At 71.7% G+C, this 24,168-nt stretch carries 25 protein-coding genes; 13 read left to right on the plus strand and 12 right to left on the minus strand.

Annotation, left to right across the window (positions count from 1 at the left end):
• Positions 1-14: 14 nt before the first annotated feature.
• From ACQ5SO_RS11035 to ACQ5SO_RS11060, 6 genes are read left to right on the plus strand one after another with little or no spacing between them, the layout of a single operon-like run.
• On the plus strand, positions 15-1,454 hold the full coding sequence (locus ACQ5SO_RS11035; protein WP_430941652.1) for an ATPase, T2SS/T4P/T4SS family: 1,440 nt from the start codon (positions 15-17) through the stop codon (positions 1,452-1,454).
• A gap of 3 nt (positions 1,455-1,457) precedes the next feature.
• Positions 1,458-2,420 carry a type II secretion system F family protein gene (locus ACQ5SO_RS11040; RefSeq protein ID WP_430941653.1) on the plus strand — a complete coding sequence of 321 codons (963 nt, stop codon included), beginning with the start codon at positions 1,458-1,460 and terminating at the stop codon, positions 2,418-2,420.
• Positions 2,421-2,429: 9 nt separating this feature from the next.
• Entirely contained in the window at positions 2,430-3,629 is a 1,200-nt protein-coding gene (locus tag ACQ5SO_RS11045; protein WP_430941654.1) for a type II secretion system F family protein, read from the plus strand.
• Complete coding sequence (locus ACQ5SO_RS11050) at positions 3,629-5,038, plus strand: hypothetical protein (RefSeq protein ID WP_430941655.1); 1,410 nt, start codon at positions 3,629-3,631, stop codon at positions 5,036-5,038. Before ACQ5SO_RS11045 ends, ACQ5SO_RS11050 begins: the two co-directional genes overlap by 1 nt.
• Positions 5,035-5,922: a tetratricopeptide repeat protein gene (locus tag ACQ5SO_RS11055; protein ID WP_430941656.1), complete on the plus strand. Its 888-nt coding sequence runs from the start codon at positions 5,035-5,037 to the stop codon at positions 5,920-5,922. Before ACQ5SO_RS11050 ends, ACQ5SO_RS11055 begins: the two co-directional genes overlap by 4 nt.
• Before the next feature lie 5 nt (positions 5,923-5,927).
• On the plus strand, positions 5,928-6,422 hold the full coding sequence (locus ACQ5SO_RS11060; RefSeq protein WP_430941657.1) for a prepilin peptidase: 495 nt from the start codon (positions 5,928-5,930) through the stop codon (positions 6,420-6,422).
• Between the two features lie 19 nt (positions 6,423-6,441).
• Here ACQ5SO_RS11060 and trxB read toward each other — a convergent pair whose 3' ends face one another.
• Both trxB and ACQ5SO_RS11070 read right to left on the minus strand, forming a co-directional pair.
• Positions 6,442-7,404, minus strand: a complete 963-nt coding sequence (gene trxB / locus ACQ5SO_RS11065) for a thioredoxin-disulfide reductase (RefSeq protein ID WP_430941658.1) — start codon at positions 7,402-7,404, stop codon at positions 6,442-6,444.
• A 78-nt stretch (positions 7,405-7,482) separates the two neighbouring features.
• Positions 7,483-8,448 (minus strand): mitochondrial fission ELM1 family protein, encoded by a 966-nt coding sequence (locus ACQ5SO_RS11070; RefSeq protein WP_430941659.1) that lies wholly within the window; start codon positions 8,446-8,448, stop codon positions 7,483-7,485.
• Positions 8,449-8,600: 152 nt separating this feature from the next.
• Between ACQ5SO_RS11070 and ACQ5SO_RS11075 the strand changes: the two genes are divergently transcribed.
• Positions 8,601-9,101, plus strand: coding sequence for an Lrp/AsnC family transcriptional regulator (locus tag ACQ5SO_RS11075; protein WP_430941660.1), 501 nt, complete (start codon positions 8,601-8,603; stop codon positions 9,099-9,101).
• Here ACQ5SO_RS11075 and ACQ5SO_RS11080 read toward each other — a convergent pair.
• The 10 genes from ACQ5SO_RS11080 to ACQ5SO_RS11125 form a co-directional block, all read right to left on the minus strand.
• The gene (locus tag ACQ5SO_RS11080) at positions 9,098-9,553 is read right to left on the minus strand and encodes a GFA family protein (RefSeq protein WP_430941661.1); all 456 of its coding nucleotides are present in this window, start codon (positions 9,551-9,553) and stop codon (positions 9,098-9,100) included. The genes ACQ5SO_RS11075 and ACQ5SO_RS11080 overlap by 4 nt on opposite strands.
• A gap of 116 nt (positions 9,554-9,669) precedes the next feature.
• Positions 9,670-10,083, minus strand: a complete 414-nt coding sequence (locus ACQ5SO_RS11085) for a hypothetical protein (protein ID WP_430941662.1) — start codon at positions 10,081-10,083, stop codon at positions 9,670-9,672.
• Between the two features lie 4 nt (positions 10,084-10,087).
• The gene (gene flhB / locus ACQ5SO_RS11090) at positions 10,088-11,182 is read right to left on the minus strand and encodes a flagellar type III secretion system protein FlhB (RefSeq protein WP_430941663.1); all 1,095 of its coding nucleotides are present in this window, start codon (positions 11,180-11,182) and stop codon (positions 10,088-10,090) included.
• Entirely contained in the window at positions 11,179-11,979 is an 801-nt protein-coding gene (locus ACQ5SO_RS11095; RefSeq protein WP_430941664.1) for a flagellar biosynthetic protein FliR, read from the minus strand. The genes flhB and ACQ5SO_RS11095 overlap by 4 nt, the downstream gene beginning before the upstream one ends.
• On the minus strand, positions 11,979-14,072 hold the full coding sequence (gene flhA / locus ACQ5SO_RS11100; RefSeq protein ID WP_430941696.1) for a flagellar biosynthesis protein FlhA: 2,094 nt from the start codon (positions 14,070-14,072) through the stop codon (positions 11,979-11,981). The genes ACQ5SO_RS11095 and flhA overlap by 1 nt, the downstream gene beginning before the upstream one ends.
• 66 nt (positions 14,073-14,138) lie before the next feature.
• Positions 14,139-14,972 (minus strand): lytic transglycosylase domain-containing protein, encoded by an 834-nt coding sequence (locus tag ACQ5SO_RS11105; protein ID WP_430941665.1) that lies wholly within the window; start codon positions 14,970-14,972, stop codon positions 14,139-14,141.
• Positions 14,973-14,974: 2 nt separating this feature from the next.
• A complete protein-coding gene (locus ACQ5SO_RS11110; protein WP_430941666.1) occupies positions 14,975-15,244 on the minus strand; it encodes a flagellar biosynthetic protein FliQ in 270 nt (89 codons plus the stop codon).
• 9 nt (positions 15,245-15,253) lie between these two features.
• Positions 15,254-15,559, minus strand: coding sequence for a flagellar hook-basal body complex protein FliE (gene fliE, locus ACQ5SO_RS11115; RefSeq protein ID WP_430941667.1), 306 nt, complete (start codon positions 15,557-15,559; stop codon positions 15,254-15,256).
• 30 nt (positions 15,560-15,589) lie between these two features.
• Positions 15,590-15,976 (minus strand): flagellar basal body rod protein FlgC, encoded by a 387-nt coding sequence (gene flgC / locus ACQ5SO_RS11120; protein ID WP_430941668.1) that lies wholly within the window; start codon positions 15,974-15,976, stop codon positions 15,590-15,592.
• Positions 15,977-16,015: 39 nt separating this feature from the next.
• Positions 16,016-16,447, minus strand: coding sequence for a FlgB family protein (locus ACQ5SO_RS11125; RefSeq protein WP_430941669.1), 432 nt, complete (start codon positions 16,445-16,447; stop codon positions 16,016-16,018).
• 102 nt (positions 16,448-16,549) lie between these two features.
• Between ACQ5SO_RS11125 and ACQ5SO_RS11130 the strand changes: the two genes are divergently transcribed.
• From ACQ5SO_RS11130 to ACQ5SO_RS11155, 6 genes are all read left to right on the plus strand, one after another.
• On the plus strand, positions 16,550-17,896 hold the full coding sequence (locus ACQ5SO_RS11130; protein WP_430941670.1) for a FliI/YscN family ATPase: 1,347 nt from the start codon (positions 16,550-16,552) through the stop codon (positions 17,894-17,896).
• Positions 17,897-18,122: 226 nt separating this feature from the next.
• A complete protein-coding gene (locus ACQ5SO_RS11135) occupies positions 18,123-19,415 on the plus strand; it encodes a flagellin (protein WP_430941671.1) in 1,293 nt (430 codons plus the stop codon).
• Between the two features lie 163 nt (positions 19,416-19,578).
• Positions 19,579-19,974 (plus strand): flagellar biosynthesis regulator FlaF, encoded by a 396-nt coding sequence (gene flaF, locus ACQ5SO_RS11140; protein WP_430941672.1) that lies wholly within the window; start codon positions 19,579-19,581, stop codon positions 19,972-19,974.
• Complete coding sequence (gene flbT, locus ACQ5SO_RS11145; RefSeq protein WP_430941673.1) at positions 19,974-20,384, plus strand: flagellar biosynthesis repressor FlbT; 411 nt, start codon at positions 19,974-19,976, stop codon at positions 20,382-20,384. The genes flaF and flbT overlap by 1 nt, the downstream gene beginning before the upstream one ends.
• Positions 20,381-21,223, plus strand: a complete 843-nt coding sequence (locus tag ACQ5SO_RS11150) for a DUF1217 domain-containing protein (RefSeq protein WP_430941674.1) — start codon at positions 20,381-20,383, stop codon at positions 21,221-21,223. Before flbT ends, ACQ5SO_RS11150 begins: the two co-directional genes overlap by 4 nt.
• A 346-nt stretch (positions 21,224-21,569) precedes the next feature.
• Positions 21,570-24,029 (plus strand): tetratricopeptide repeat protein, encoded by a 2,460-nt coding sequence (locus tag ACQ5SO_RS11155; RefSeq protein WP_430941675.1) that lies wholly within the window; start codon positions 21,570-21,572, stop codon positions 24,027-24,029.
• The last annotated feature ends 139 nt before the right edge of the window (positions 24,030-24,168 follow it).

Below are 24,168 nucleotides of genomic sequence, written 5' to 3' on the forward strand. Positions count from 1 at the left end.
GAAGGGGGTCTTACATGTTCCGCAAGTACCAGAAGCCCGCTTCCGGCAAGGACGCGCTGAAGGCCCCGCCGCCCCCGGCGCTGGAGCCCGACGCCCCGCCGCCCTCGCCCAAGCTGGTGCGCTCCGCCGCGCCTGAACCCACGGTGGACGAGGCCGAAGCCGTCCGCGAGGCCAAGCGCCGCAACCGGCTTCTGAACATCAAGGTCGACCTGCACCGCCGCCTGCTCGAGACGCTGAACCTCGCCGTCATCGACCGGGTGCCGGAGGCCGAGCTGCGCCGCGAGATCGCCGCCATCGCCCGCGAGGGCCTGCGCGACATGGGCGTGGTCCTGTCGGCCGCCGAGGCGGAGACGCTGACCAGCGAGCTGATGGACGAGGTCACCGGCCTCGGCCCGCTCGAACCGCTGCTGAAGGACGACACCGTCTCGGATATCCTGGTGAACGGCCCCAACCAGGTCTTCGTGGAGCGCGCGGGCAAGCTGCAGCTGACCGACGTGCGCTTCAAGGACGAGAAGCACCTCCTGCGCGTCATCGACAAGATCGTGTCCGCGGTCGGCCGCCGCGTCGACGAATCCCAGCCCTGGGTGGACGCCCGCCTCAAGGACGGCAGCCGCGTCAACGCGCTGGTCCCGCCCTGCGCCGTGGACGGCTCGCTCCTCTCGATCCGCAAATTCGCCAAGGAGAAGCTGTCGATCGACAAGCTTCTGAAATTCGGCGCCTTCACCGAGGAAATGGCCGCCTACCTGCAGGCCGCCGTCGCCACCCGCCTCAACGTGCTGGTCTCCGGCGGTACGGGCTCGGGCAAGACCACCACGCTCAACGCCATCTCGTCCTTCATCGACAATTACGACCGCATCGCGACGATCGAGGACACGGCCGAGCTTCAGCTTCAGCAGACCCATATCGCGCGGATGGAATCCCGCCCCCCGAACGTCGAGGGCAAGGGCGAGGTCAGCCAGTCCACCCTGCTGCGCAACGCGCTGCGCATGCGTCCCGACCGCATCATCGTGGGCGAGACCCGCGGCGCCGAGGTCATGGACATGCTGCAGGCGATGAACACCGGCCACGAAGGCTCGATGACCACCATCCACGCCAACAACCCGCGCGACGCCGTGGGCCGCATCGAGAACATGATGCTGATGGCGGGGTTCGAGCTGCCCCTGCGCGCCACCCGCGCGCAGATCGCCTCGGCGGTCAACGTCATCGTCCAGGTCTCGCGCCTCTCGGACGGCACCCGCCGCATGGTCTCGATCTCCGAGATCACCGGGATGGAGGGCGAGGTCGTGGCGATGCACGAGGTGTTCCGCTTCGTGCGCGAGGGCGTGACCGAGGATGGCAAGATCATCGGCCATTTCGCCGCCACCGGCATCCGCAGCGCCTATTCCGAGCGGTTCAAGCAGTGGGGCTATGACCTGCCGGCCGACATCTATTCGCCCAACCGCAGGATGACCTGAGCCATGACGTTCGAGCCGCTTATCTTCGTCATCATCTTCATCGGCGTGCTGCTGGTGGTGAAGGGCCTGTACCTGCTGGCCTTCGGCAAGTCCGCGACCCTCGACAGCAAGGTCAACCGCCGCCTCGCGCTCCTCGAAAAGGGCGCCGACGCGGAAGAGGTTCTGACCCAGCTGAGGAAAGAGCACGAGCAGCACCTCGGCCTGTCCTCGGTCCCGATCATGTCGCCGCTGTTCGAAAAGGCGGCCCATGCGAACCTGCCCTGGTCGCCGACCGTGCTGACGCTGATCATGATCCTGTGCTCGGCCATCGCCTTCGTGGCGATGACCATGTTCACCTCGGCCGCGCTCGAGGTGCGGATCGTGATCTCGCTGGTCATGGGCTACGGCGTGCTGTTCACCTGGCTGCGGGGCCTCGCGAAAAAGCGCGTCGCGCTGTTCGAGGAACAGCTGCCCGACGCGGTGGAGCTGATGGTGCGCTCGCTGCGCGTCGGCCACCCGTTTTCCTCGGCCATCGCCATCGTGGCCTCGGAGATGCCGGACCCGATCGGGTCGGAATTCGGCATCATCGCGGACGAGACCACCTTCGGCATGGACGTGACCGACAGCCTCGAGGCGATGGCCGAGCGGGTGCCGGTGCAGGACCTGCGCTTCCTCGCCGTGGCGGTGATGATCCAGGCCCAGTCGGGCGGCAACCTGGCCGAGATCCTCGAGGGCCTGTCCTCGGTCGTCCGCGGCCGCTTCAAGCTGTTCCGCAAGATCAACGCGATCACCGCCGAGGCGCGCTGGTCGGGGATGTTCCTGTCGATCTTCCCGCTGCTCGCCCTCGCGGTCGTGCAGGTGATCCGGCCGAACTACTATGACGGGGTGGTCGACCACCCGATGTTCGTGCCCGCCGTCATCGCCGTGGCGATCATGCTGGTGATCAACGTCATCTTCATGCGCATCATGGTCAACATCAAGGTCTGAGCCGGCTCCATGGTCTCTTCCGCAGCCGCACAGACGGCCCCCGCCGCGCCGCAGGCGCCCGCCGCGCCGCTTCCGGGCGGCGCCCCCGCCCCGGGCCAGGGCCTCGCGCCCGGCGCCCCGGCCTCGGGCGGCGCCCCCGCGCCCGCCATCACGGTCACGCCGCCCCCGGCGGCCGAGGCCGCGGCCCCGCCGCCGCCGCCCGCCACCTTCGGCGAGGCGGTGCAGGCCTTCGCCGACCGGGGCTTCGAATGGCTGGAGACGGCCTTCGGCCCGCTCGGCCCGCTCTACGCCTTCGCGGCGCTGGCGGTGATCGTGCTCGCCGCCGCGCTGCCGCTGCTGCTCTCGCGCCGCAAGGACCCGCTGGAGCGGCTGGCCAGCCCGGTCGCCGACCTGCGGGCCATGCGCTCGGGGCAGGGCCAGCCGACGGGCCGCGCGCTGCGCACCGAATCCGGGCCCGGCCGCCTCGACAGCATCGCCGCGGCGCTGGAGCCGAAGGACGAGAAGGAATTCGGCGCCGCGCGCCTGAAGCTGATGCAGGCGGGCTATCGCGGCCGCCGCGCGGTGCGGATGTACAACCTCGCCCGCGCCGGCGGCGCGCTGGTGCTGCTGATCCTGTGCTTCCTGTACCTGACGCTGACCGGGGTGCCGACGGCCAGCTCCAAGTTCATGATGATCTGCGGCCTCGGCATCGCCGCGGGCTACTACATCCCCACCTACTGGGTCGCCCGCCGCCAGCAGGAGCGCCAGCAGGAGATCACCAACGGCTTCCCCGACGCGCTCGACCTGATGCTGATCTGCGTCGAGGCGGGCCAGTCGCTGGACCAGTCGCTGATGCGCGTCTCGAGCGAGATCCGCCACGCCCACCCGGTGCTGGCCGAGGAATTCCAGATCGTCTCCAACGAGATGCGCGCGGGCAAGGACCGCGCCACGGTGCTGCGCGACTTCGCCCAGCGGGCGGGGGTGAACGACGTGTCCTCCTTCGTCACCGTGCTGGTGCAGTCGGCCAGCTTCGGTACGTCGGTGGCCGAGGCGCTGCGCGTCTACGCGGCCGAGATGCGCGACAAGCGCGTCATGCGGGCCGAGGAGAAGGCGAACGTGCTGCCGACCAAGCTGACGCTCGGGACCATGTTCTTCACGGTGCCGCCGCTGCTGCTGATCCTGATCGGCCCGTCTCTGGTCGACATCGTCAACACCCTGTCGGGCTTCTGATGGGTCGCCGCCGCCCCGCCGCGGCGGCGCTCGGCGCCGTCGCCGCGCTGGCCCTCGCCGGGTGCCAGCCGGTCGGGGGCGGGGCCCCGGGCCTCGCCGCCGGAACCGGCGCGTCTCCGCCCGCCGAGGCGCCGCCCGCGGCTGCGGCGGCGGCCGGGGCGGCGACCGAGCAGGACTGGCTCACCGCGTCTCCCGCGGAGCTCGCCCGCCGCTACGCCGCCCTCGGCTATACCGTCAGCGATGCCGACCCGGCGCCGTTCTCGGCGGTCCCGGAAGCGCAGGCGGCGGCGGTCCCGGCGCAGCCTGCCGCCGAGGCGACGCAGGCGGCCGCGCCGGGCGCCGACGCCCCGCCCATCCCCGACGATCCCCGGGCCGCGCTGCGCCGGGCGCTGGAGAAAGCCGGGCGCCGCGCCGCCGAGGCGGGCGACGTCGATGCCGACGCGCCGCGGCTCGTCTCGCCGATGCAGGTCTCGGAGGCCACCGTCCCGCTCGGCGCCGACGCGCAGGCCCGCGCGGCGTCCCCCGGGGCGCCGACCGCGGGCGCCGCCGCGGCCGGGGGCGATGCGCCGCGCACCGTCGCGCCGCTGACCGTGACCGAGGAGCGGTACGACGCCGCCACCGGCGCGCGGATCGAGGCCCCCGCGCCGGATGCCGCCGCGCCCGCAGGCGCGCCGCCCGCCGACGCCCAGGTCGCCGAGGCCGCACCCGCCGACCCGCAGGCGGCCGACGCCGCGCCCGCCGCGGCCCCGGAGTCCCCCGCCCCTGCGCCCCTCGCCAGCCCCGTCGCCGGGACCGCCGAGGCGCTCGCCGCCGTCGCGCTCGGGGACGGACCCGTCGCCGAGGGCGCGCAGGCCGCGCTCCCCGCGACATTCGAGCCGCGGCCCGTCTTCTCCCCCGGCATGCGCCGCCACCCCGCGCTCGACGCGCCGCTGCCGCCCGGCCTCGGCTGGGCCGACGTCGCCGCCGGGCTGCTGCGCCAGCGCGAATACGACCCGGCGCTGACCGCCTATCGCCGCGACCTGGTGCAGCGCGGGGTCGAGCGGCGCAACATCCTCGGGACCGTCGCCGCCCTGCGCGGACTCGGCCGCTACGGACAGGCCCGAAGGGTGCTGGAAAAGGCCGCGCAGCGCTGGCCCGAAGACCCGATGATCCGCAACAATCTCGGGGTGCTGCTGCACGAGGCGCGCCTCTATGCGGATGCCGAGCGCGAGCTGCGCATCGCGGCGCGGCTGATCGCGCGCGACCCCGCCGCCGCCGACACCCGCCTGGCGCGGGAAGTGGCGCGCAACCTCGATTTCCTGCGCCTGGCGCAGGAGATCGACGCCGAGCGGTACGGGCGCGCCCTGCGCCCCGTCACCGCCGCCGGCGCGAACCGATACACGCTGACCGAGGACGAAGGCGACCAATGACCCGATTCGCACCCGCCCCCGCCCGCGGCGCCGCCCTGTTCGCGGCCCTGCTCGCTCTCGCCGCCTGCGAACAGCCGGGCGGCGTCGGGGCCGACCCCGCGGGCCCGGGCGACGGGCCGGGGAGCGTGCAGCTCGACCCCGTGACCGAGAACAACCTGAGCGAGGTGATGCTGACCCTCGCCGACAGCGCCGCCTCGGTGGACTATTTCCGCCGCGCGCTGGGGCGCGATCCGACCAATGTCAGCCTGCGCCAGGGCTATGCCCGCGCGCTGGTCCGCGACCGCCAGAACGCCGAGGCGGTGCAGGTGTTCGACGGGCTGGCCGCGGACGGCGCGATCACCTCCGAGGGGCGGGTCCTGCTCGCCGCCTCGCAGGCGCGGCTGAACGACTGGGACAAGGCCGAGGCGGCGCTGAACGCGCTGCCCGCCGGGTTCACCAGCATGCGCGAACAGCAGCTGCGCGGGATGATCGCCGACCAGCGCCAGGACTGGCCCGCCGCCGACGTGCATTACGAGATGGCGCGCCAGATGGCCCCGAACCCGGCGCCGATCCTCAACAATATCGGCGTGTCGCTGCTGGCCCGCGGCGATTACCCGGCGGCCGAGACCGCGTTCCGCGACGCGCTCGACCATGACGCGACGCTGTTCGAGGCGAAGAACAACCTCGCCCTCTCCTTCGCGCTGCGCCGCCGCTACACCCTGCCGGTGCTGGCGCTGACCGAGGAGGAGCGCGCGATCCTGCTGCACAACGTGGCCATGGTCGCCCTGCGCCAGGGCGACCGGGAGGTGGCGATCAACCTGCTCGAACGCTCGGTCGAAACGCATCCGCGCCACTGGGGCCCGGCGGCGGACAAGCTCGCCGCGCTTAAGGCCGCGAAGGGCTGACGGGCGTGCCGTTCCTGGACGCCGCCGCCGCGCCCTGGGTCGCGCTGCTGGCGCTCGGGCCGCTGGCCTGGGCGGCGCTGACCGACCTGAAGCGGATGGAGATCCCGGACGAGGTGCATTTCGCGCTGATCGGGCTGTTCGTCGTCTGGGCGCCGCTGTTCCTGGCGCCGGACGAGGCGCTGGTGCGCGTCGTGCAGGCGCTGGTGGTGCTGGCCGTGGGGCTGGCGCTGGCGGTGTTCGCGGGCATGGGCGGCGGGGACATGAAGCTCGCCGCCGCCGCCGCGCCCTTCATCCCGCCCGAATGGCGCACGCTGGCGCTGATGCTGCTCTGCCTCGGGCTGGTGCTGCTCTTCGCCGCGATGAAAGCGCTGCGCTATGGATGGCGCAAGTCGGGGCGCAGCCCGCACTGGGTGTCGCTGAACCCCGAGGAGAAGCAGTACCCCCTCGGCGTCGCGATCTCCGCCGCCGTGGGGATCCTGCTGGCGGCGCAGGCGGCCTGAGCCGCCCGCGCCCCGCGTTTCATTCCGCCGCTTCGGCGGCGTCCTCCTCGGCCGCCAGGAACCGTTCCACGTCCAGCGCCGCCATGCAGCCCATCCCGGCCGAGGTGACGGCCTGGCGGTAGACATGGTCGGTCACGTCGCCCGCGGCGAAGACGCCGGGGATCGAGGTCGCGGTGGTCCCGGGCTGCACCTTCACATAGCCGCCGTGATGGGTCTCAAGCTGGTCCTTGACCAGCTCGGACGCGGGCGCGTGGCCGATGGCGACGAAGAAGCCGTCGCAGGGGATGTCCTGCGTGGCGCCGGTGTTCACATCCTTCACCCGCACGCCGGTGACGCCCATCGGGTCCTCGGCGCCCAGCACCTCGTCGACGGCGTGGTTCCAGACGATCTCCACCTTCGGGTTCTTCATCAGGCGGTTCTGCAGGATCTTCTCGGCGCGCAGGCTGTCGCGGCGATGCACGAGCGTGACCTTGGAGGCGAAGTTGGTGAGGAACAGCGCCTCCTCCACCGCGGTGTTGCCGCCGCCGACCACGACGATCGGCTTGCCGCGATAGAAGAACCCGTCGCAGGTGGCGCAGGCCGAGACGCCGAAGCCCTGGAATTTCTGCTCGGAGGGCAGGCCCAGCCAGCGGGCCTGGGCGCCGGTCGCCAGGATCACCGCGTCGGCGGTCCAGGCCTGGCCGCTGTCGGTGGTCGCCGTGAAGGGCCGTTTCGAGAGGTCGAGCGAGGTGACGATGTCGTCCACCACCTCGGCCTCCATCGCCTTGGCATGGGCCTCCATCCGCTCCATCAGCGCCGGGCCCTGCACCTCGACATCACCGGGCCAGTTCTCGACCTCGGTGGTGATGGTCAGCTGGCCGCCGGGCTGCATCCCGCGGATCAGCACGGGCTTGAGCATGGCGCGCGAGGCGTAGATGCCGGCGGTGTAGCCGGCGGGGCCGGAGCCGATGATGAGGACGCGGGTGTGGCGGGGCTCGGACATGGTCGGTCTCCGGGGAATTTCAGGGCGGCGCTCGGCGCGCAGATATAGGCCGCGCGGGGCCGGGCCGAAAGGGGGCGATCACGCGCGGGCGAGGAGGGCGTCCGCGATCCGCCCCGCCTCGTCCAGCGGCGGATAGGTCCAGGCGGCGGTGAAATCGTCGGGCGCGCGGGCGCCGGTGCGGGCCGCGAGGGCCGCGTGGAACCGTTGCAGCTTGGGCGACAGGCCGGGGACGGGGAGGATGAAGAGGGGCAGGCCGGTGGAGGCGGCCTCGGAGCACATGTTGACGCTGTCGGCGGTGACCAGCGCGGCCGCGGCGACGCCGAGCACGCCGGGATAGGGGTTCGGGCCGTCCCCGGTGTGGATCGGCGCGTCGGGGAACGCGGCTTTCAGGCGGTCGATCAGCGCGGGGGGCGTGCGGCGCGAGGGGATCAGCAGCGGCGCGAAGCCCTGCGCCCGGGCGCGGGCGAGGGCGGAGAGGAGCGCCTCCGCCTCGGCGTCGGTGAACGTCGCCGCCCCGCTGGGCCCGCCGATCATGGCGGCGAGGGTCGGGCCCTCGGGCCGCCATTCCGGGGGCAGGGCGGCGGCGGCCGCGGCGGTCCTCGCGGCCGAGAGGCGGGTGAGCGAGCCCAGCGAGGACATCACGTTGGCCCCGCGCAGCCCGTCATGTTCGGGCGCGATCACCGCGTCGAAGCGCGCCAGCGGCATCTGCGGGTTCATCAGCTGGATCGCCGCGCGGCCCGGCCCGCGCAGGGCCGCCACGATCGGCGCGCTGCGCCGCCCGGCGCCGATCACCAGGTCGGCCGGGTCGCGCAGCCCCTCGGCCCCGCGCGAGAGGCCCGAGAACGGCCAGCCCGGCCCCAGCCTGCGCGCCCAGATCGCCGCGGGCAGGGCCGAGAGGCCGGGACGCAGGGTGATGCGCGCCGTCTCGACCGTCGCGCCGGTCCGCGCGGCGAGCGCCTCGGCCAGGCCTAGGGCCGGGTTCTCGTTGCCCGGGCGGCCGTCGGTGACGACGCGGATCAGCTTGGGGGGCGCAAGGGGGATCATGACGGTTCGATTTCCACATCTTGCGCGCTCGCGCAATAATATTTCCTTGAAACCCGCCGAGGGCGCATCTAGAAGAAACGGGTCCGCCCGGCGTGGCCCGCGGCGGGGTTCCATTTCAAGACCCGTTTTCGTCGCGGAGGCTTCACGCTCTCATGGCCGGCTCCAAGCTCGACCCGATCGACCGCAAGATCCTGGCGGAGCTGCAGGCCGACGGCCGCATGACCAACGTCGAGCTGTCGCGCCGCGTCGGCATCTCGGCCCCGCCCTGCCTGCGCCGGGTGCGCACGCTGGAGGAGACGGGCTATATCGAGGGCTACCACGCCCGCGTCAATGCGCGCGAGCTGGGCTTCGAGGTGACCGTCTTCGCGATGGTCGGGCTGTCGAGCCAGGCCGAGGTCGACCTGTCGGCCTTCGAGGCGCTGGCCCGCAGCTGGCCGCTGGTCCGCGAGTGCCACATGCTGAACGGCGAGATCGACTTCATCCTGAAATGCGTCGCGCCGGACCTGTCGAGCTTCCAGAGCTTCCTGACCGAGCAGCTGACGGCGGCCCCCAAGGTGGCCTCGGTGAAGACCTCCTTGGTGATCCGCAACGCCAAGACCGAGCCGGGGGTTCCCTTCGACGTGCTCGAGGCGCGGGCCGCGGCCGAGGGTTAATCCGGCCCCTCCGCGAACCGGGGCGCGCCGCCCCCGATCTCATCCCATGACGCTTTCGAGGCGCAGAAGATGTGCCGCGCGATCCCGATGCCGGGATCGCCGTCCAGCGTGCCGAGCGTGACGCAAACGGCTTCGCCGTGGTGATACCCGGCCAGCGTGGAGCCGCAGCGGCTGCAGAAGGCGAGCCCCTCGTCCGGCCGCGGCCCGTAGCGGGTGAGCAGCGCCTCGCCCGCCGTCCAGCGCAGCGCGTCCGGGGCGATGAAGGCGATGGCGGAGCCGGCGCCGGAGAACGCCTTGCGGCAGCGCGAGCAATGGCAGGACTGGGCGAAGCGTCCGGGCGGCGAGACGGCGTAGCGCACGGCGCCGCAGAAGCAGCCGCCGGTCCAGCCGCCGGGGGTTTCGGCCTCGGCCTCGGCCCGGGCGCGGTCCTGGGGTGTGGGCATGTCGGTCATGCGCGCAGGGTGGCGCCTCCCGGCGCGCGGCGTCAACGGGCGGGGGCTTGCGCGGCCCATCGCGCCGCCGCCCCCTGCGGGGGCGCCTGCGCATCCGGCCCGCCCTGCACCCCGCCTCAGCTCTCGGGTTGGCCGTCGCGCTCCTGCGCGGCGCGGCGCAGGCGGTCGGCCTCCCGCTTCGCGCGTTTCGCGACATGTTCGAGCGCGCGCAGGCGGCCGAATTCCTCGGCCGCGCGGTCGCGGGCCAGCTGCTCGGCCTCCTCGGCCTGCCGCGTCGCGGCCAGCAGGGTGCGGTTGCGCGACTTCGCCCAGCCCTCGAACCGGGCGGCGGCGGCGGCGAGCTGGAGGTTCGGGGTCCCGTCCCGGATCGCGTCCCGCTCCGCCTCGCGCCTGGCGCCGAGCGCGTCGACCGCGGCCTGGCGCGCGCCGGTGACGGCCTGCGCCTCGGCGAGGCGGCGGCGTTCCTGCTGCCAGCGCAGGTCGGCGAGGGATTGCAGCGCCCTGAGCGCCTTGAGGGAGGGGGGCGGCATCGGCTCACCAGCCTTTCGAACGGGCCTTGGCGCGGATCGCGTCGGCGAAGCGGATCGCGGCGGCGACGGCGGCGTAGTGGTCGGGGCGGATCTCCTCGCCCACCTCGACATCGGCGTGGAGGGCGCGGGCGCAGGGCGGGTCGCGGTGGATCGGCACCCCCGCCTCGATCGCCGCCTCGCGGATCCGGGCGGCGACCTCGTCCACCCCCTTGGCGATGCAGATCGGGGCGCGCTTGCGGTCGCGGGACCATTTCAGCGCGACCGCGTAGTGTTCGGGGTTCACGATCACCACGTCGGCATTGGGCACCTCGGCGATCATGCGGTTGGTCGCGATCTCGCGCCCGCGGCGCTGGCGCTCGCCCTTCATGTAGGGGTCGCCCTCGGATTTCTTGATCTCGTCCTTCATCTCCTGGTCCGACATCCGCAGCTTGCGCCTGTGGTTGAAGTTCTGCCAGACGGCGTCGCCCGCGCCGACGGCGGCGGCGATCACGCAGATGACGGCGAGCAGCCCGGCGCCGATCTTCATGATCTCGCCCGGCACGGCGCGGGCGGGGGCCGCGAACATGCCCGCGAAATGGTCGGATTCGGCCGAGAGGTAGATCGACAGCGCGATGGTCACCGCGGTCATCTTGATGAAGGTCTTCAGGAATTCGACCAGGCCGGTCGGCCCGAACTTGTTCTTGGCGTTGGCGATCAGGCTGAGGCGGTTCAGCTTCGGCTCGATCTTGGTCAGCGACGGCGCGACCGCGTTCTGGGCCACGTAGGCGGCGATGACGGCCAGCGCCGGGATCAGGAACAGCGGCGTCAGCGGCGCGAGGGCCTTGCCGATGATCGAGGCGGACAGCCCCGCGCCGCCCTGGCCGATGATCCGCCCCTCGAGCAGATCGGGGCCGGAGAGGAAGATGGTCAGCCCCTCGGCCAGCCCGCGGATCGCGTCCTCGCCCATCCCGTAGACGGCGGCGAGCATCCCCAGGTAGGCCGCCGCGGCGCCGAGATCCGCGGACTTGGCGACGTCGCCCTTGCGCCGCGCCTCCTGCAGCTTCTGCGGCGTCGGCTCATGTGATTTCTCGGCCGCTTCGTCCTGTCCGCCCTGGCTCATGGCGCGGGCCCCAGCGGATCGGCCAGCGCGTCGGTCATCACGTCGGCCCAGAACAGCAGGATGTGCGGACCCGACACGGCCAGCAGCAGCAGCGCGCCCGCGGTGATCGCGGGGGCGCCGACGAAGGCCACCATCAGCTGCGGCATGGCCCGGTTGATGGCGCCGAGCGCGACGTTGTAGGCGAAGGCCGCGGCGACGAACGGGGCCGAGAGCGAGAAGGCGAGGGCGAAGGCGCTCGACGCCCGTTCAAGCCCCCAGGCGGCGGCCTCGGGCGCGCCGGGCAGCACGCCCGCGGGCGCGATGTCATAGCTGCGCACCATCGCCACCACCGCCTTGACGTGCAGCCCCTGGCTGAAGGCCAGCGCGAGGGCGGCGAGCACCAGCATGTTGCCGATGGCGGGCATCGGGTCGGGCGTGACCCCGGCGCCGAAGATCTGCGCGACCGAGGTCGACTGCGCGGCGATGGAACCGGCGAGCTGAAGCGCCATGATCATCAGCCGCAGCCCGATCCCGATCATCAGCCCGACGATGGATTCGGCGGCGAGGAACCCGCCCAGCGTGGTGATCGCCGCCCCTTCGAGCGGCAGGGCCGAGACATGCGGCCAGGCCGCGGGGGCCACCAGCACGGTCAGCGCCAGCGCACCCACCAGGCGCACCCGCTGCGGGATCATCCGGTTGGAGAAGCCGGGAATCAGGAAGGCCGCGGCGCCGACCCGGGCGAAGACCAGGATCGCCGCCCAGATCGGCGCGTCGCCGAAGCGCGCGAGGCGCAGCAGGGCCTCCGAGATCTCGCCCATCAGGCGGCCCCGACGATGGCGGGCTTCACCCGGCTGCCGATCTCCTCGAACGAGAGGACCGGGTTGCGCACCCCCTTGGCCGCCAGCACGGTGCGCACGAAGCGGCGGCGGCGGGCCGAGGCGACGACGGCGGGGTAGCGCCCCTCGGCCGCCGCCGCGGCGACCTTCTCGGCCACCGCGTTGGCGAAGCGGTTGAATTCCGAGGGGGGCAGGGCGACGTCATAGCCCTCGCCGTCGCCGGTCTCGTGCTCCTGGAACAGGCGCTCCCACTCCGGGCGCAGCTGGATCAGCGGCACCGCGCCGTCGGCCTCGGCGACCTCCGAGACCAGCTGGAAGCCGAGGCGGCGGCGGACATGCTCGGCGATCGGCTCGGGCGCGTTGAACACGGGCCGCGCCTCGGCGATCGCCTCGAGGATCAGCGGCAGGTTGCGCACCGAGACGCGTTCTTCGAGGAGCAGCCGCAGCACCTGCTGCAGCAGGTCGGGGGTCACCTTGTCGGGGATGAACTCGTCCAGGATGCGCCGGTTCGCCTCGGCGCGCGAGATGTCGGAGACGGTCACGAACTCCTCCAGCAGCTTGCGCAGCGCGCGGCGCGAGAAGAGGCGGGCGAAGTTTTCCTTGATCGTCTCGAGCAGGTGCGTCGCGATCACCTCGGTCGGGGTGATCACCGGCAGGCCCAGCAGCGCCGCGTCCTCCTGCCGGTCGCGCGACACCCAGCGGGCGGGGGCGCCGTAGACCGGCTCGGACACGTCGCGCCCCTCGGGGGCGGCCGCCGCGGCGCCGGCGCCGTCGGAGAGGAGCACCAGCACGTTGTTCGGCTCCACCCGCGCGCGGGCGGCCTCCACCCCCTGCACCCGGATCGCGTATTCGCCGGGACTGAGCGTGGCGCTGTCGGTCAGCCGGATCTCGGGGATCACGATGCCGTAGGAGGAGGCGATGTGGTTGCGCATGTTCTGGATGCGCGCGCCGATCCCGGCCCCCTCGTCCATCGCGATGTCGATCAGGTCCTCGGCGAACTCCACGTGGATCTCGTCGAGATCGAGCATGTCGCCGAGGGTCTTGCGGCTCGGCGCCGCCTCGGCCGAGGGCAGGGCGGCGGCGGCCTCGGCGATGGCGGCCTCGCGCCTCTGCTTCATGGTCAGCCAGCCCGCGGCGGCGAGCATCGCGGCCCCCAGCACGAAGGGCAGGAACGGCAGGCCGGGGGCGAGCGAGAACACCGCCATCAGCCCGGCGACGGTGAACAGCGCGGCCGGGTAGCCGCCGAGCTGGGAGAAGAGCGAGGTGTCGGCCGAGCCGAGCGCGCCGCCCTTGGACAGCAGCAGCGCCGCGGCGATGGAGATGACGACGGCGGGGATCTGGGTGACCAGCCCGTCGCCGACGGTGAGGATGGCGTAGGTCTCGAACGCCTCGCCCACCGGCATGTCATGGACCAGCACGCCCATGGCGAGGCCCATCAGCAGGTTCAGAAGCGTGATCAGGAGGCCCGCGATCGCGTCCCCCTTCACGAATTTCGACGCGCCGTCGAGCGAGCCGAAGAAGGTCGTCTCCTCCTGCTCGACCTTCCGCCGCGCCCGCGCTTCCTCGTGGGTGATCGCGCCCGCGGCCATGTCGCTGTCGATGGCCAGCTGCTTGCCCGGCATCCCGTCCAGGGCGAAGCGGGCCCCGACCTCGGCCATGCGGCCCGCGCCCTTCGTGATCACGATGAAGTTCACGATCATCAGCACGCCGAACACGACGAGGCCGAGGAACACCGAGCCGCCCATGATGAACATGGCGAAGCCCTCGATCACCTGGCCCGCGGCGCCGGTGCCTTCGTGTCCCGAGCCGATGATCAGCTTGGTCGAGGAGACGTTGAGCGACAGGCGCAGCATCAGCGTCGCGAGCAGCACCATGGGGAAGGAGCTGAAGTCCAGCGGCCGCTCGATGAACAGGGTGTTGGTGAAGATCAGGATCGCCAGGCAGAAGCTGGCGGCCAGGCCCACGTCCAGCACCCAGGAGGGCATCGGCAGGATCATCATCACGATGACCGCCATCAGGGCGAGGGCCAGCAGCACCGTGGGCTGCCAGAGGGCGGAGATCGAGAAGCGTTGCATCGGCGAAGCGGCGCGGTCCAAGGGGCGGGTCCTGTCGGCAGGGCGGCCGCTTGCGCGGCGCTTGTTTCAGTCGAAGAGGGGCCTGGCGGGGGGCGTTTCGGGCGGCGGGCTGTCCTGGCCCAGCGCCGCGCCGCTTCCGCCGCCGCCCTGGCCGGCCACGAGGGCGACGATCAGCGGCAGGGCCCGGCGCAGCAGCGCGCCGCCGTCCTGCGCGCCGCCGAAGGCGAGGCGCACGCCGCCGGGCGAGGGCGCGGGCGGCGCGGCGGGACGCGCCGCGGCGGGCGCGCGGCCCGTGCCGAACACCATGCCCGCGGCGGCGGGGGCGTCGGGCAGGGCGGCGAGGATCCGCTGCACCCGCGCGCGGTATTTCCCGGCCAGCGCGGGCGTGCGCGAATGGTACCAGCCGGCGGCGCGGTTCCAGTCGCCCGCCTCCTCGTGCAGCGCGGTCAGGAAACGCGCGGCGTAACGGGCGCCGGCGAGCGGGTCGAACATCTCTTCGAGCGAGTTGAACGCCTCGCCATGCCAGCGGCGATTGATCTGGAAGCAGCCCACGTCATAGCTGCGCGCGCCCTCGGCGTGGCGCTTGCGGATATGGGCGATCGCCGCCGCGCGGGTCGGGTGCCACTTGCCGACCCCCTCCACGTTGGTGGTCCAGGGCCAGGGCCGCAGCCGCCCGCCAAGCCCGCCGCCGGTCTCGGCCAGCGAGATGGCGCGCAGGATCTCCAGCGGCATGCCGGCTTCGGCCGCCGCGTGGCGGGCGGCCTCGTCGCACAGCGCGGCGTCCGAGGGCGTCGCGCTCTCGCTCGCGCGCGCCTCGAAACCGGCGGCGAGCAGGATCATCAGCAGCGGCGCGAGGCGCAGCGCGGCGGGGAGGCGGCGGGGACGGGCGAGGGCGCGCATGGTCAGCCCCCCCCCGCGATGATCGGGATGATCCGGTCCCGCCACAGCGCCACGAGCGCCTCGGCCATGTAGCCCATGGTGATCCAGTAGGCGACGCCGATGGCCCCGAGCTTGGGGACGAAGGTCAGCGTCAGCTCCTGGATCGAGGTGAGCGCCTGGAACAGGCCGATGCCGACGCCGATCACCAGCGCGACGGTGAGGATCGGCAGGGCCACGAGGAAGCCGACCCACATCGACTCCCGCAGCACGTCCATCAGCTCGCCCTCGGTCATGGCGCGGCCTCAGACCGGCATGCGGAGGATTTCCTGGTAGGCCTCCACCACCTTGTCGCGCATCGTCACCGCCGTCTGGACGGCGAACTCCGCGTTGGCGAGGGCCATGACCACCGATTGCGGCTCCGCCTCGCCGACCAGCCCCGCCTCGGCGGTCGCCTCGGCGTTCTTGAGCGTGTCGACGAAGGACAGGGCGGCGGCGCCGAGCGGCGAGCGGCCCTCGCGCGTTTCCGGCGCGGGCATGTCCGGTTTCGGCTGAACCGCCGTCTGCAGGTTGCCGTAAAGGCGGGATGCGAGGGAGGCACTGAGGTCCATGAAGGTTCTCCTTCAGTCGAAAGCGCGGCGTCAGCGGCGCATGAGGTCGATCAGGCTCGCCGTCATCGAACGGGCCTGGTCGAGCATTTTCAGGTTGGCTTCGTAGCTGCGCTGGGCTTCGCGGGCGTCCGCGAGCTCCACCATCAGGTCGACGGTCGAGCCTTCGTAGAAGCCCTCCTCGTTCGCCATCGGGTGCGCGGGGTCATAGACCTGCGGCAGGTCGCGGCGGTCGAGGATCACCCGTCCCGCCTGCACGACGCCGCCGTCGGGCTGCGCCACCTGCAGGAAGGGCACCGTCTTGCGGCGGTAGCCCGGCGTGTCGGCGTTGGCCACGTTCTCGGCGGAAAGGCGAAGGCGCGCGGATTGCGCCTGCATCCCGGACGCGGCCGCGCCCATCGATCTGGTAAGGTCCGACAAGGGATTCTCCCCCTATCCATTCTGGAGCGTGTGCGATTCTCAGCGCGATCCGCCGGAGCCGAGCGAGGCGCGCATGATGTTCATCGCGCTGCGCCAGACCCCGAGGGCCAGGTCGTGCTGGATCTTGGTTTCGGCGGCCCGCCCGATCTGGTCCTCCAGCGAGACGGTGTTGCCATTGGGCGACGCGGCGCCGACCGCGGTGATGTGCCGGGTCTCGGCGGAGACCCCGGCGACCGATTCGGCGTCCGGGCGGAAATGACCGGCGCGGGTGGCGCGCGGCACGAAGGAGGGCCCGGGCGATTCCCCCCGGGCCTGTTGGGCGGCGAAGGTCTGCTCGAACGGGGTCAGGTCCCGGGCGCGATAGCCCGGGGTGTCCGCGTTGGCGACGTTCTCCGAGATCACGGACTGACGCCGCCCGGCATGGGCGGCAAGGCCGTTGGCAAGCTTCAGGATGTCGATGCCCTGCATCATGGCCGGGGGTTCTCCTCCGTTCGGTCCGCAACGACGAGTTAACCCGGGCATGGTTGAGAGATCGTAAGCGCCGGGCGATCCGGCGCCATCGATCAGGAGGTCGTGATGCCGCAGGTGGACAGGTTGGTAGCGGAGCTGAAAGGAGTCGCCGCATCGCGTCGCGGCGGGTCGGTCCGGGCGGCGGACGGCGCGTCGCTGACGCTGGGCGGACTGGCGCCGCGGGCCCGGCTCGGGGACCTCATCGAAGTCGAGCGCCGCGGGCGCGGACCGCTGGAGGGAGAGATCGTCGCGCTGCGCGACGGGATGGCCGTGGCGATGACCTATGCGCCGGCCGAGGGGGTGGGCCTCGGGGACCGCGCCTGGCTGCGCTCGGATCCCGGATTGCGCCCGTGCGACAAGTGGATAGGCCGGATGGTCGACGCCTTCGGGCGGCCCATCGACGGGCGTCCGCTGGCGCAGGGCGCGGCAGCGATCCCCCTCCGGCGCCCCGCCCCCCAGGCCGCCACGCGGCGGGCGCTGGGCGGGCGGCTGGCGACCGGGCAGTCGGCGCTCGACACCGTCCTTCCCCTCGCGCGCGGGCAACGAGTCGGCCTCTTCGCCGGCTCCGGCGTCGGCAAGTCGACGCTGCTCGCGCAGCTCGCCCGCGACATGGAAACGGAGGTCGTGGTGCTGGCGCTGATCGGCGAACGCGGGCGGGAATTGCGCGAATTCGCCGAGAATGCGCTGGGAAAAGAAGGGCGCAAGCGGTCGGTGATCGTGACCGCGACCTCTGACGAATCGCCCCTGGTGAAGCGGCGCGCGGCCTGGACGGCGATGGCGGCGGCCGAGCACTTCCGCGACCAGGGCAAGCAGGTGCTGCTGCTCTTCGACAGCCTGACCCGATTCGCCGAGGCGCATCGCGAGATCGCGCTGACGGCCGGGGAGCCGCCGAGCCTGCGCGCCCACCCGCCCTCGACCGCCCACCTGATCGCCGCGCTGGCCGAGCGCGCCGGGCCGGGGCCGTCCGGCCCCGCCGGCGACATCACCGCGGTGTTCACGGTGCTGGTCGCCGGATCGGACATGGAGGAGCCGATCGCGGACATGGCGCGCGGCATCCTCGACGGGCACTTCATCCTCGACCGCGAGATCGCCGAGCGCGGGCGATTCCCGGCCATCGACCTGCGGCGCAGCGTCAGCCGCGTGCTGCCCGGCGTCGCCTCCCCGGCCGAGAATCAGCTGATCCGGGAGGCGCGCCGCCTGACCGCCGCCTACGAGTCGGTGCTGCCGATGATCCAGGCGGGGCTGTTCAAGACCGGCGCCGACCCCGAGGCGGACGCCGCGGTGCGGGTGCAGCCCGCGCTCGACGCCTTCATGGCCGCGCCCGCGCCGCTGGGCTGCGAGGAGAGTTTCGAGCGGCTGGCGAAGGCGCTTTCGGGCGCGCGGGCGGGCGGTGCGGAGGGAGACGCATAAAATTGGCCGCGTACGGGACGCGAAGAAGGGGCCCCGGTAACGCCCTCTTATGGATTCGGGGCCATTCTCCTCCTTGCGACGCCGAAAGGGGCGTCGGCGCGGCCATCCCCGAAAACGGAGCGGCCGCAGGCGTCAGAAATGCCGGTGCGACGTCGGGGCGGACCCCCCGCACGTCATCCATGACAGCGCGGCGCAAAGCGTCGCAACCAACTGGAAAGTAAATCTAATGGCCAGCATCCTGACCAACAACGGCGCCATGGTGGCGCTGCAGACCCTGAAGTCCATCAACAAGGGTCTCGACAACGTCCAGGGCCAGATCTCGACCGGTAAGAAGGTCGGGTCCGCCAAGGACAACTCGGCCGTCTGGGCCATCTCGTCCGTCATGCAGTCGGACGTGAAGGGCTTCAAGGGCATCTCCGAGTCGCTCTCGCTCGGCTCCTCGACCGTCGCCGTGGCCCGACAGGCCGCTGAGACCGTGACCGACCTGCTCACCGAGGTGAAGGGCAAGATCGTCGCCGCGCAGGAAGACAACGTCGACCGTGCGAAGATCCAGCAGGACATCGTCGCGCTGCGCGACCAGATCACCTCGGTGGTCGGCGCCGCCCAGTTCAACGGCCTGAACCTGATCAACGGCGACGTGTCGACCACGAACACGAACGGCAACACCGGCGTGGACGTGCTCGCCTCGCTCGACCGTGACAGCTCGGGCTCGGTGACCTCCTCCTCGATCGGCGTGGACGCGCAGAACCTGTCGCTGACCACCGGCACCACCCTGACCGCCGCCGCGGTCACGGTCGGCACCGACAACGGCACCGCGGGTGTGATCGACGCCAACGACGGCGGCACCAACGACTCGATCACCTTCAACCCGCTGCAGTTCCTCGACACCTCCGGCGCCGCCGCGGCGACGGCGGCCGAGCGTGCGGACACCGCCGGCGTCGACACCACCGTCGATGCGGGCATGGTGGCCGGCGACGAGCTGCGCCTGTCGGTCGGTTCGGTCGAGGGCGTCTACACCATCAAGGAAGGCGACACCCTCGAAGCCGTGGCCGCGGGCATGAAGAACGCCCTGATCTCGGCCGGTCTCGACACCAACGACTTCACCCTGGATGTCGACACCACCGCGACCGAGCTGGTGATCACCAACAACACCAACGAAGACGTGGCGTTCGCCTCCTCGGCGACCCGCGGCACCGGCGGCCTGACCGCGCTGGCGAACGTGGACGTGTCCACCGCTTCCGGCGCCCAGACCGCGCTCGGCACCGTCGAGAACCTGCTCCAGACCTCGATCGACGCGGCCGCCGCGTTCGGTTCGGTCCAGGGCCGGATCGAGATCCAGTCGGACTTCGTCGGCAAGCTGTCCGACTCGCTGAAGTCGGGCATCGGCGCGCTGGTCGATGCGGATCTCGAGGAAGCCTCGGCTCGCCTCCAGTCGCTGCAGGTGCAGCAGCAGCTGGGCGTCCAGGCGCTCTCGATCGCCAACCAGGCGCCGCAGAACGTCCTGTCGCTGTTCCGGTGATGTGACAGTCCGGGGCGCCCTTGCGGGCGCCCCGGGCACCGACGGCCGGCCAGGCGCCCAGAAAGGCGCAGGACGGCCAGGATAGTCGCCCGCCTGCGCGCCGGAGGCCTGAAATGGCCCGTGATCCGGATCGCCCAGGCGTCGCCGATGCGAAGGACACGAGATGAACAGCGCTGCTCTCGCCACGACAGGTTATGGCGACGCACAGGTCGCCCTTCACGACTCCCGACAGACCGAATACCGCGCGTTCGCCGAAGCGACGCGCCGCCTCTGCGCCGCCGATGCCGCGAATGAGGACACCACCGGCGGATTCGCCGCCCTGGCCGAGGCGCTGCACGACAACCTGCGCCTCTGGACCCTGCTCGCCGCGGACGTGGCCAGCGACGACAACGAACTTCCCCAACAGCTTCGCGCCCGGATCTTCTACCTCGCCGAGTTCACCCGGGTGCATTCGCGCAAGGTGTTGTCCGGCGACGCCAAGGTTCGCCCCCTGATCGACATCAACACCGCGATCATGAAGGGCCTTCGCGCCGGGGCGACCGACGGAGGCGCCGCCTGATGCCCGGACTCATTCTCAAACTCTGTCCGGGCGAAAGGTTCATGCTCAACGGCGTGGTGGTCGAAAACGGCCCCAGGCGCGCGCGGCTGAACATCGTCACCCCGGACGCCAACGTCCTGAGGTTGCGCGACGCGATCCACCCGGACGAGGCGAACACCCCGGTGCGCCGCGTCTGCTACATCGCCCAGCTCGTTCTCGCCGGCGAAGCCGAGCCGACCGAGGCGCGCGGGCAGCTTCTCACCGGGATCGAGCAGCTGAGCCAGGTCTTCACCGACCCGGACAGCCGCAGGCGACTGACCGAGGCGACCGAGGCGCTGGCCGAGGATCGCTGGTACCCCACCCTCAAGGCCCTGCGCGCGCTTCTCGGGCGCGAACAGCGCCTCATGCAAGCTGCGGAGGCTGCACAATGAGCTTTCAGCCCTCGGTTCCGCTCTCGGGCATCGGGGGCTGGAAACTCCTGCAACGAACGGAAGCGACGCAGCGCGCCGCTTTCGAAACCTCGCCGCAGATCGCGCGCGACATCCAGTATTTCAAGGACAACATCGCCTCGGCCGACACGGCCGAGAAGCTGGTCTCCGATCCCCGGCTGCTCAAGGTCGCGCTCGGCGCCTTCGGGCTCGAGGAGGAGGCCTTCAAGAAGGCCCTGATCCAGCGCGCCCTCGAAGACGGTTCCACCGACCCCAATTCGATCGCCGTGAAGATGGTCGACCCGCGCTGGAAGCGGTTCTCGGCCGGGTTCGGCTATGGCGACCTGCTCGGGGCCAAGACCGGCTATATCGGCTTCGGCGACAAGATCGCGAAACAATATCTCGACCGCCAGTTCGACCTCGCGGTGGGCGAAAGCGACGATTCCCTGCGCCTCGCCCTGAACTTCCGCCGCGAGATCTCCCGCTACGCCAACGGCGCCCAGCCGGACGGCTACACCTGGTTCGAGGCGCTGGGCGACCGCCCGGTGCGCGCGGTCCTGGAGAAGGCCTTCGGCCTGCCGACGGAATTCGGAAAACTGGATATCGATCGCCAGCGCGACGAGATGAAGGACCGGATGCGGGACATGTCCGGCACGTCCTCGCTCGCCGGGTTCAACGACCCGGAGGTGGTGGAGAAGGCGCTGACGCGGTTCCTGGCGCGCACCGCCGCTGAAAGCGGCCCGAACGCGACCACGCGGGGCATGGCGGCGCTGACCATGCTGCAGAGCGGCGGCGTCGGCGCCGGCGCGTCCGCCGGGCTGCTCCTCTCGAACGCAGGGTGATCGCGGGAACTTGATCTTCGGCCCTTGGCGACGCCCCGTCCCGACCGCTGGCGCGGCCCGGGGGCGGGGCGTTCGCATCTGTACGTTTCGTGAATGCCGGCAGCGCCTTGCGGCGGCCCGTCGCGCGTCGCAAACCGAGGTTACGCCATCATCTTTTTGCCACTATATTCTCCGAGTGAAATGTGGGGTCGGGCTGCTCGGGGGGCCTGGCATCGTCGTGCGGCGCCCGCGTCGCGCATTAAGGAGGACCCTGCGTCGCGTGGCGCCCGCAGGAGAGTTCAGGGCCGCTGACCTGGCAGCTTGCATGGCGCGAGCGCCGGCCCGCGGCCGTTGGGGTGAAAAAACCATGACCATCAAGTCTCGGATCCGCATCGGGTTCATCGCCGGCGTCTCGGCGCTGGCGCTCATGGCCTTCGACACGGCCGAAGAACGCGCCGACGCGCATTACTTCCGCGGCGTCGACCTGGTCGAACAGGGCGCGGACATCAAGGCGCAGCTCGAATTCCGCAACGCGCTGAAGCTCAACAAGGAGCATCTGCAGGCGCGTTACGCTTTCGCCAAGTCCCTGCGCCGCACCGAGAATATCCGCGGCGCCGTGGGCCAGCTGCTGGCCGTCGTCGACATCGACGACACCTTCGTGCCCGCCCGCCTCGACCTGGGCGAGATCTTCCTGCTGGCCAACCGCGCCGAGGATGCCGAGCGGCACATCGACGTCGCCATGAAGCTCGCGCCCGACAACCCGCGCGCCCGGGCGATGATGGCCACCGTCGAATTCAAGCGCGGCGAGACCGACCGCGCGCTGGAGCGCGCCGACGGCGTGCTGCTCGAGGCGCCCGACAACGTCACCGCCCGCCTCGTCAAGGTCGCCTACGCCATGGATGGCGGCGACCTGCGCAAGGCGATGGAGGAGGTCGACGCCGGCATCGCGCTGAACCCCGACGACCTGTCGCTGAACGTGGTCAAGCTCGGCATCGCCGAGCAGCTGCAGGATTCGGACGCCATCGGCGACCAGCTCAAGTCGCTGGTCGAGATGTTCCCCGAAACCAACCAGTTCCGCACCTCGCTGGCCCAGTGGCACATGGGCCAGGGCAATACGGACGAGGCCGAGGCCCAGTTCCGCGCCCTCGCCGACAACAACCCCGAGGAGCCGACCTGGACGCTCGACCTCGCCCGCTTCCTGGCCTCGGTGAAGGGCCGCGACGCCGCGCGCGAGGAGCTGGTGGCCCGAATCGCGAGCGACCATCCGCATGCCGAGTACCAGTTCGCCGTCGCGGCGCTGGACATGGGCGACGGCGACGAGGCCAGCGCGGTCGACCGTCTGCGCGAGGTCGCCTCGCAGTCCGGCGACACCGAGGACGGCTACAAGGCCCGCATCGAGATCGCGCGCTTCCTGATCCGCAACGACCGGCGCGAGGAAGCCTTCGACGAGATCGACTACGTCCTGTCGAAGGACCCGCGCAACGTCGACGCGCTGGGCATCCGCGCCGCCCGCTTCATCGAGGCGGACCGCCCGGACCTCGCCATCGAGGACCTGCGCGCCGCGCTCGACAGCGCCCCCGAGGACGTGCGCCTGCTGCAGCTGCTCGCCACCGCCTATGAGCGCGCGGGCAACCGCGAGCTGGCGATGGAGCGCCTCGCGCAGGCCGCGACCGTGTCGAAATACGACCCCCAGGCGACCATGCGCTACGTGCAGGAGCTGCTGTCCGAAGGGAAGACCGAGGTGGTCGAGAGCCTGCTGCGCGACGCGCTCCAGGCCAAGCCCGACAACCGCGACTTCAAGATCGCCTACGCGCAGCGCCGCCTGGCGAAGGAGGACTGGCGCGAGGTCCAGCGCATCGGCGAGGAGCTGCGCCGCGCCAACCCCGAGGACCCGGCGGCCGACCGCCTGCTGGCCGCCTCGCTGGTCGGCCAGAAGATGTTCACCCAGTCGATCGACGTGCTCTCGGGCGCGGTCGAACAGTCCGGCGGCAAGGATGTCGGCGCGATGCTCTCGCTCGTGCGCACCTACATCGCCTCGGGCCAGGTCGACGAGGCGCAGCAGTATCTCGACCAGTTCATCGCCGAGAACCCGGGCAACCCCGCGGGCCTCGTGCTGCTCGGCTCGCTCCAGGCCGCCCGCGGGATGCTGGACGAGGCCGAGGCGTCGTTCCTCGAGGTGATCGAGAAATCGCCCGAGACCGGCATCGCCTATGCCAGCCTCGCCACCATCTACCAGCGCAAGGGCGACGAGGCCGCCGCGCTCGACCAGATCCGCAGCGGGCTGGAAGAGACCGGCAACGACAACCTGCGCCTCGCGCTCGCCATGCGCCTCGAGGCCGCCGGCGACATCGACGGCGCGATCGAGACCTACGAGACGCTCTACGCCCGCCGCTCGGACAGCGCCATCGTCGCCAACAACCTCGCCTCGATGCTGGCCGAACACCGCGCCGACGACCCCGAGGCGGTGGAGCGCGCGGTCAACATCGCCCGCCGGTTCCAGAACGCCGGCAACCCCTACATGCAGGACACCTACGGCTGGCTGCTGCACCTGCAGGGCAAGAACGAACAGGCGATCCCGCACCTGCAGAGCGCGGCCGAGAAGCTGCCCAGGAACGGCGTGGTCCAGTTCCACACCGGCGTCGTCTACGAGGCGATGGGCCAGACCGACCGCGCCTTCGACTACCTGTCCAAGGCCATCGCCATCGCCGAGGAAGACCCGTTCCCCGGCCAGGACAAGGCCCGCGACGCCATGGCCCGGGTGGAGAAGATCCGCGCCGGCCAGACCCGCGAAGGCGCCGCGGCCGCCAGGGGCGCCGCGCAGGACTGACGAACGACCGCCGCCGCCCGGACCCGGGCGGCGGCGCCCCTTCCGGCCGCCGCGCGCGGCCGCCGTGCCGGGGCGTGCGCGCCCCGCCCAGAACGACAGGAAACGGACCGTCTTGAACCGCGAACCGCATCTTCCGGAC

Origin of the sequence: Rhodovulum sp. DZ06 (genome assembly GCF_050586345.1) — a bacterium.
Taxonomy (GTDB): Bacteria; Pseudomonadota; Alphaproteobacteria; order Rhodobacterales; family Rhodobacteraceae; genus JBOCEF01.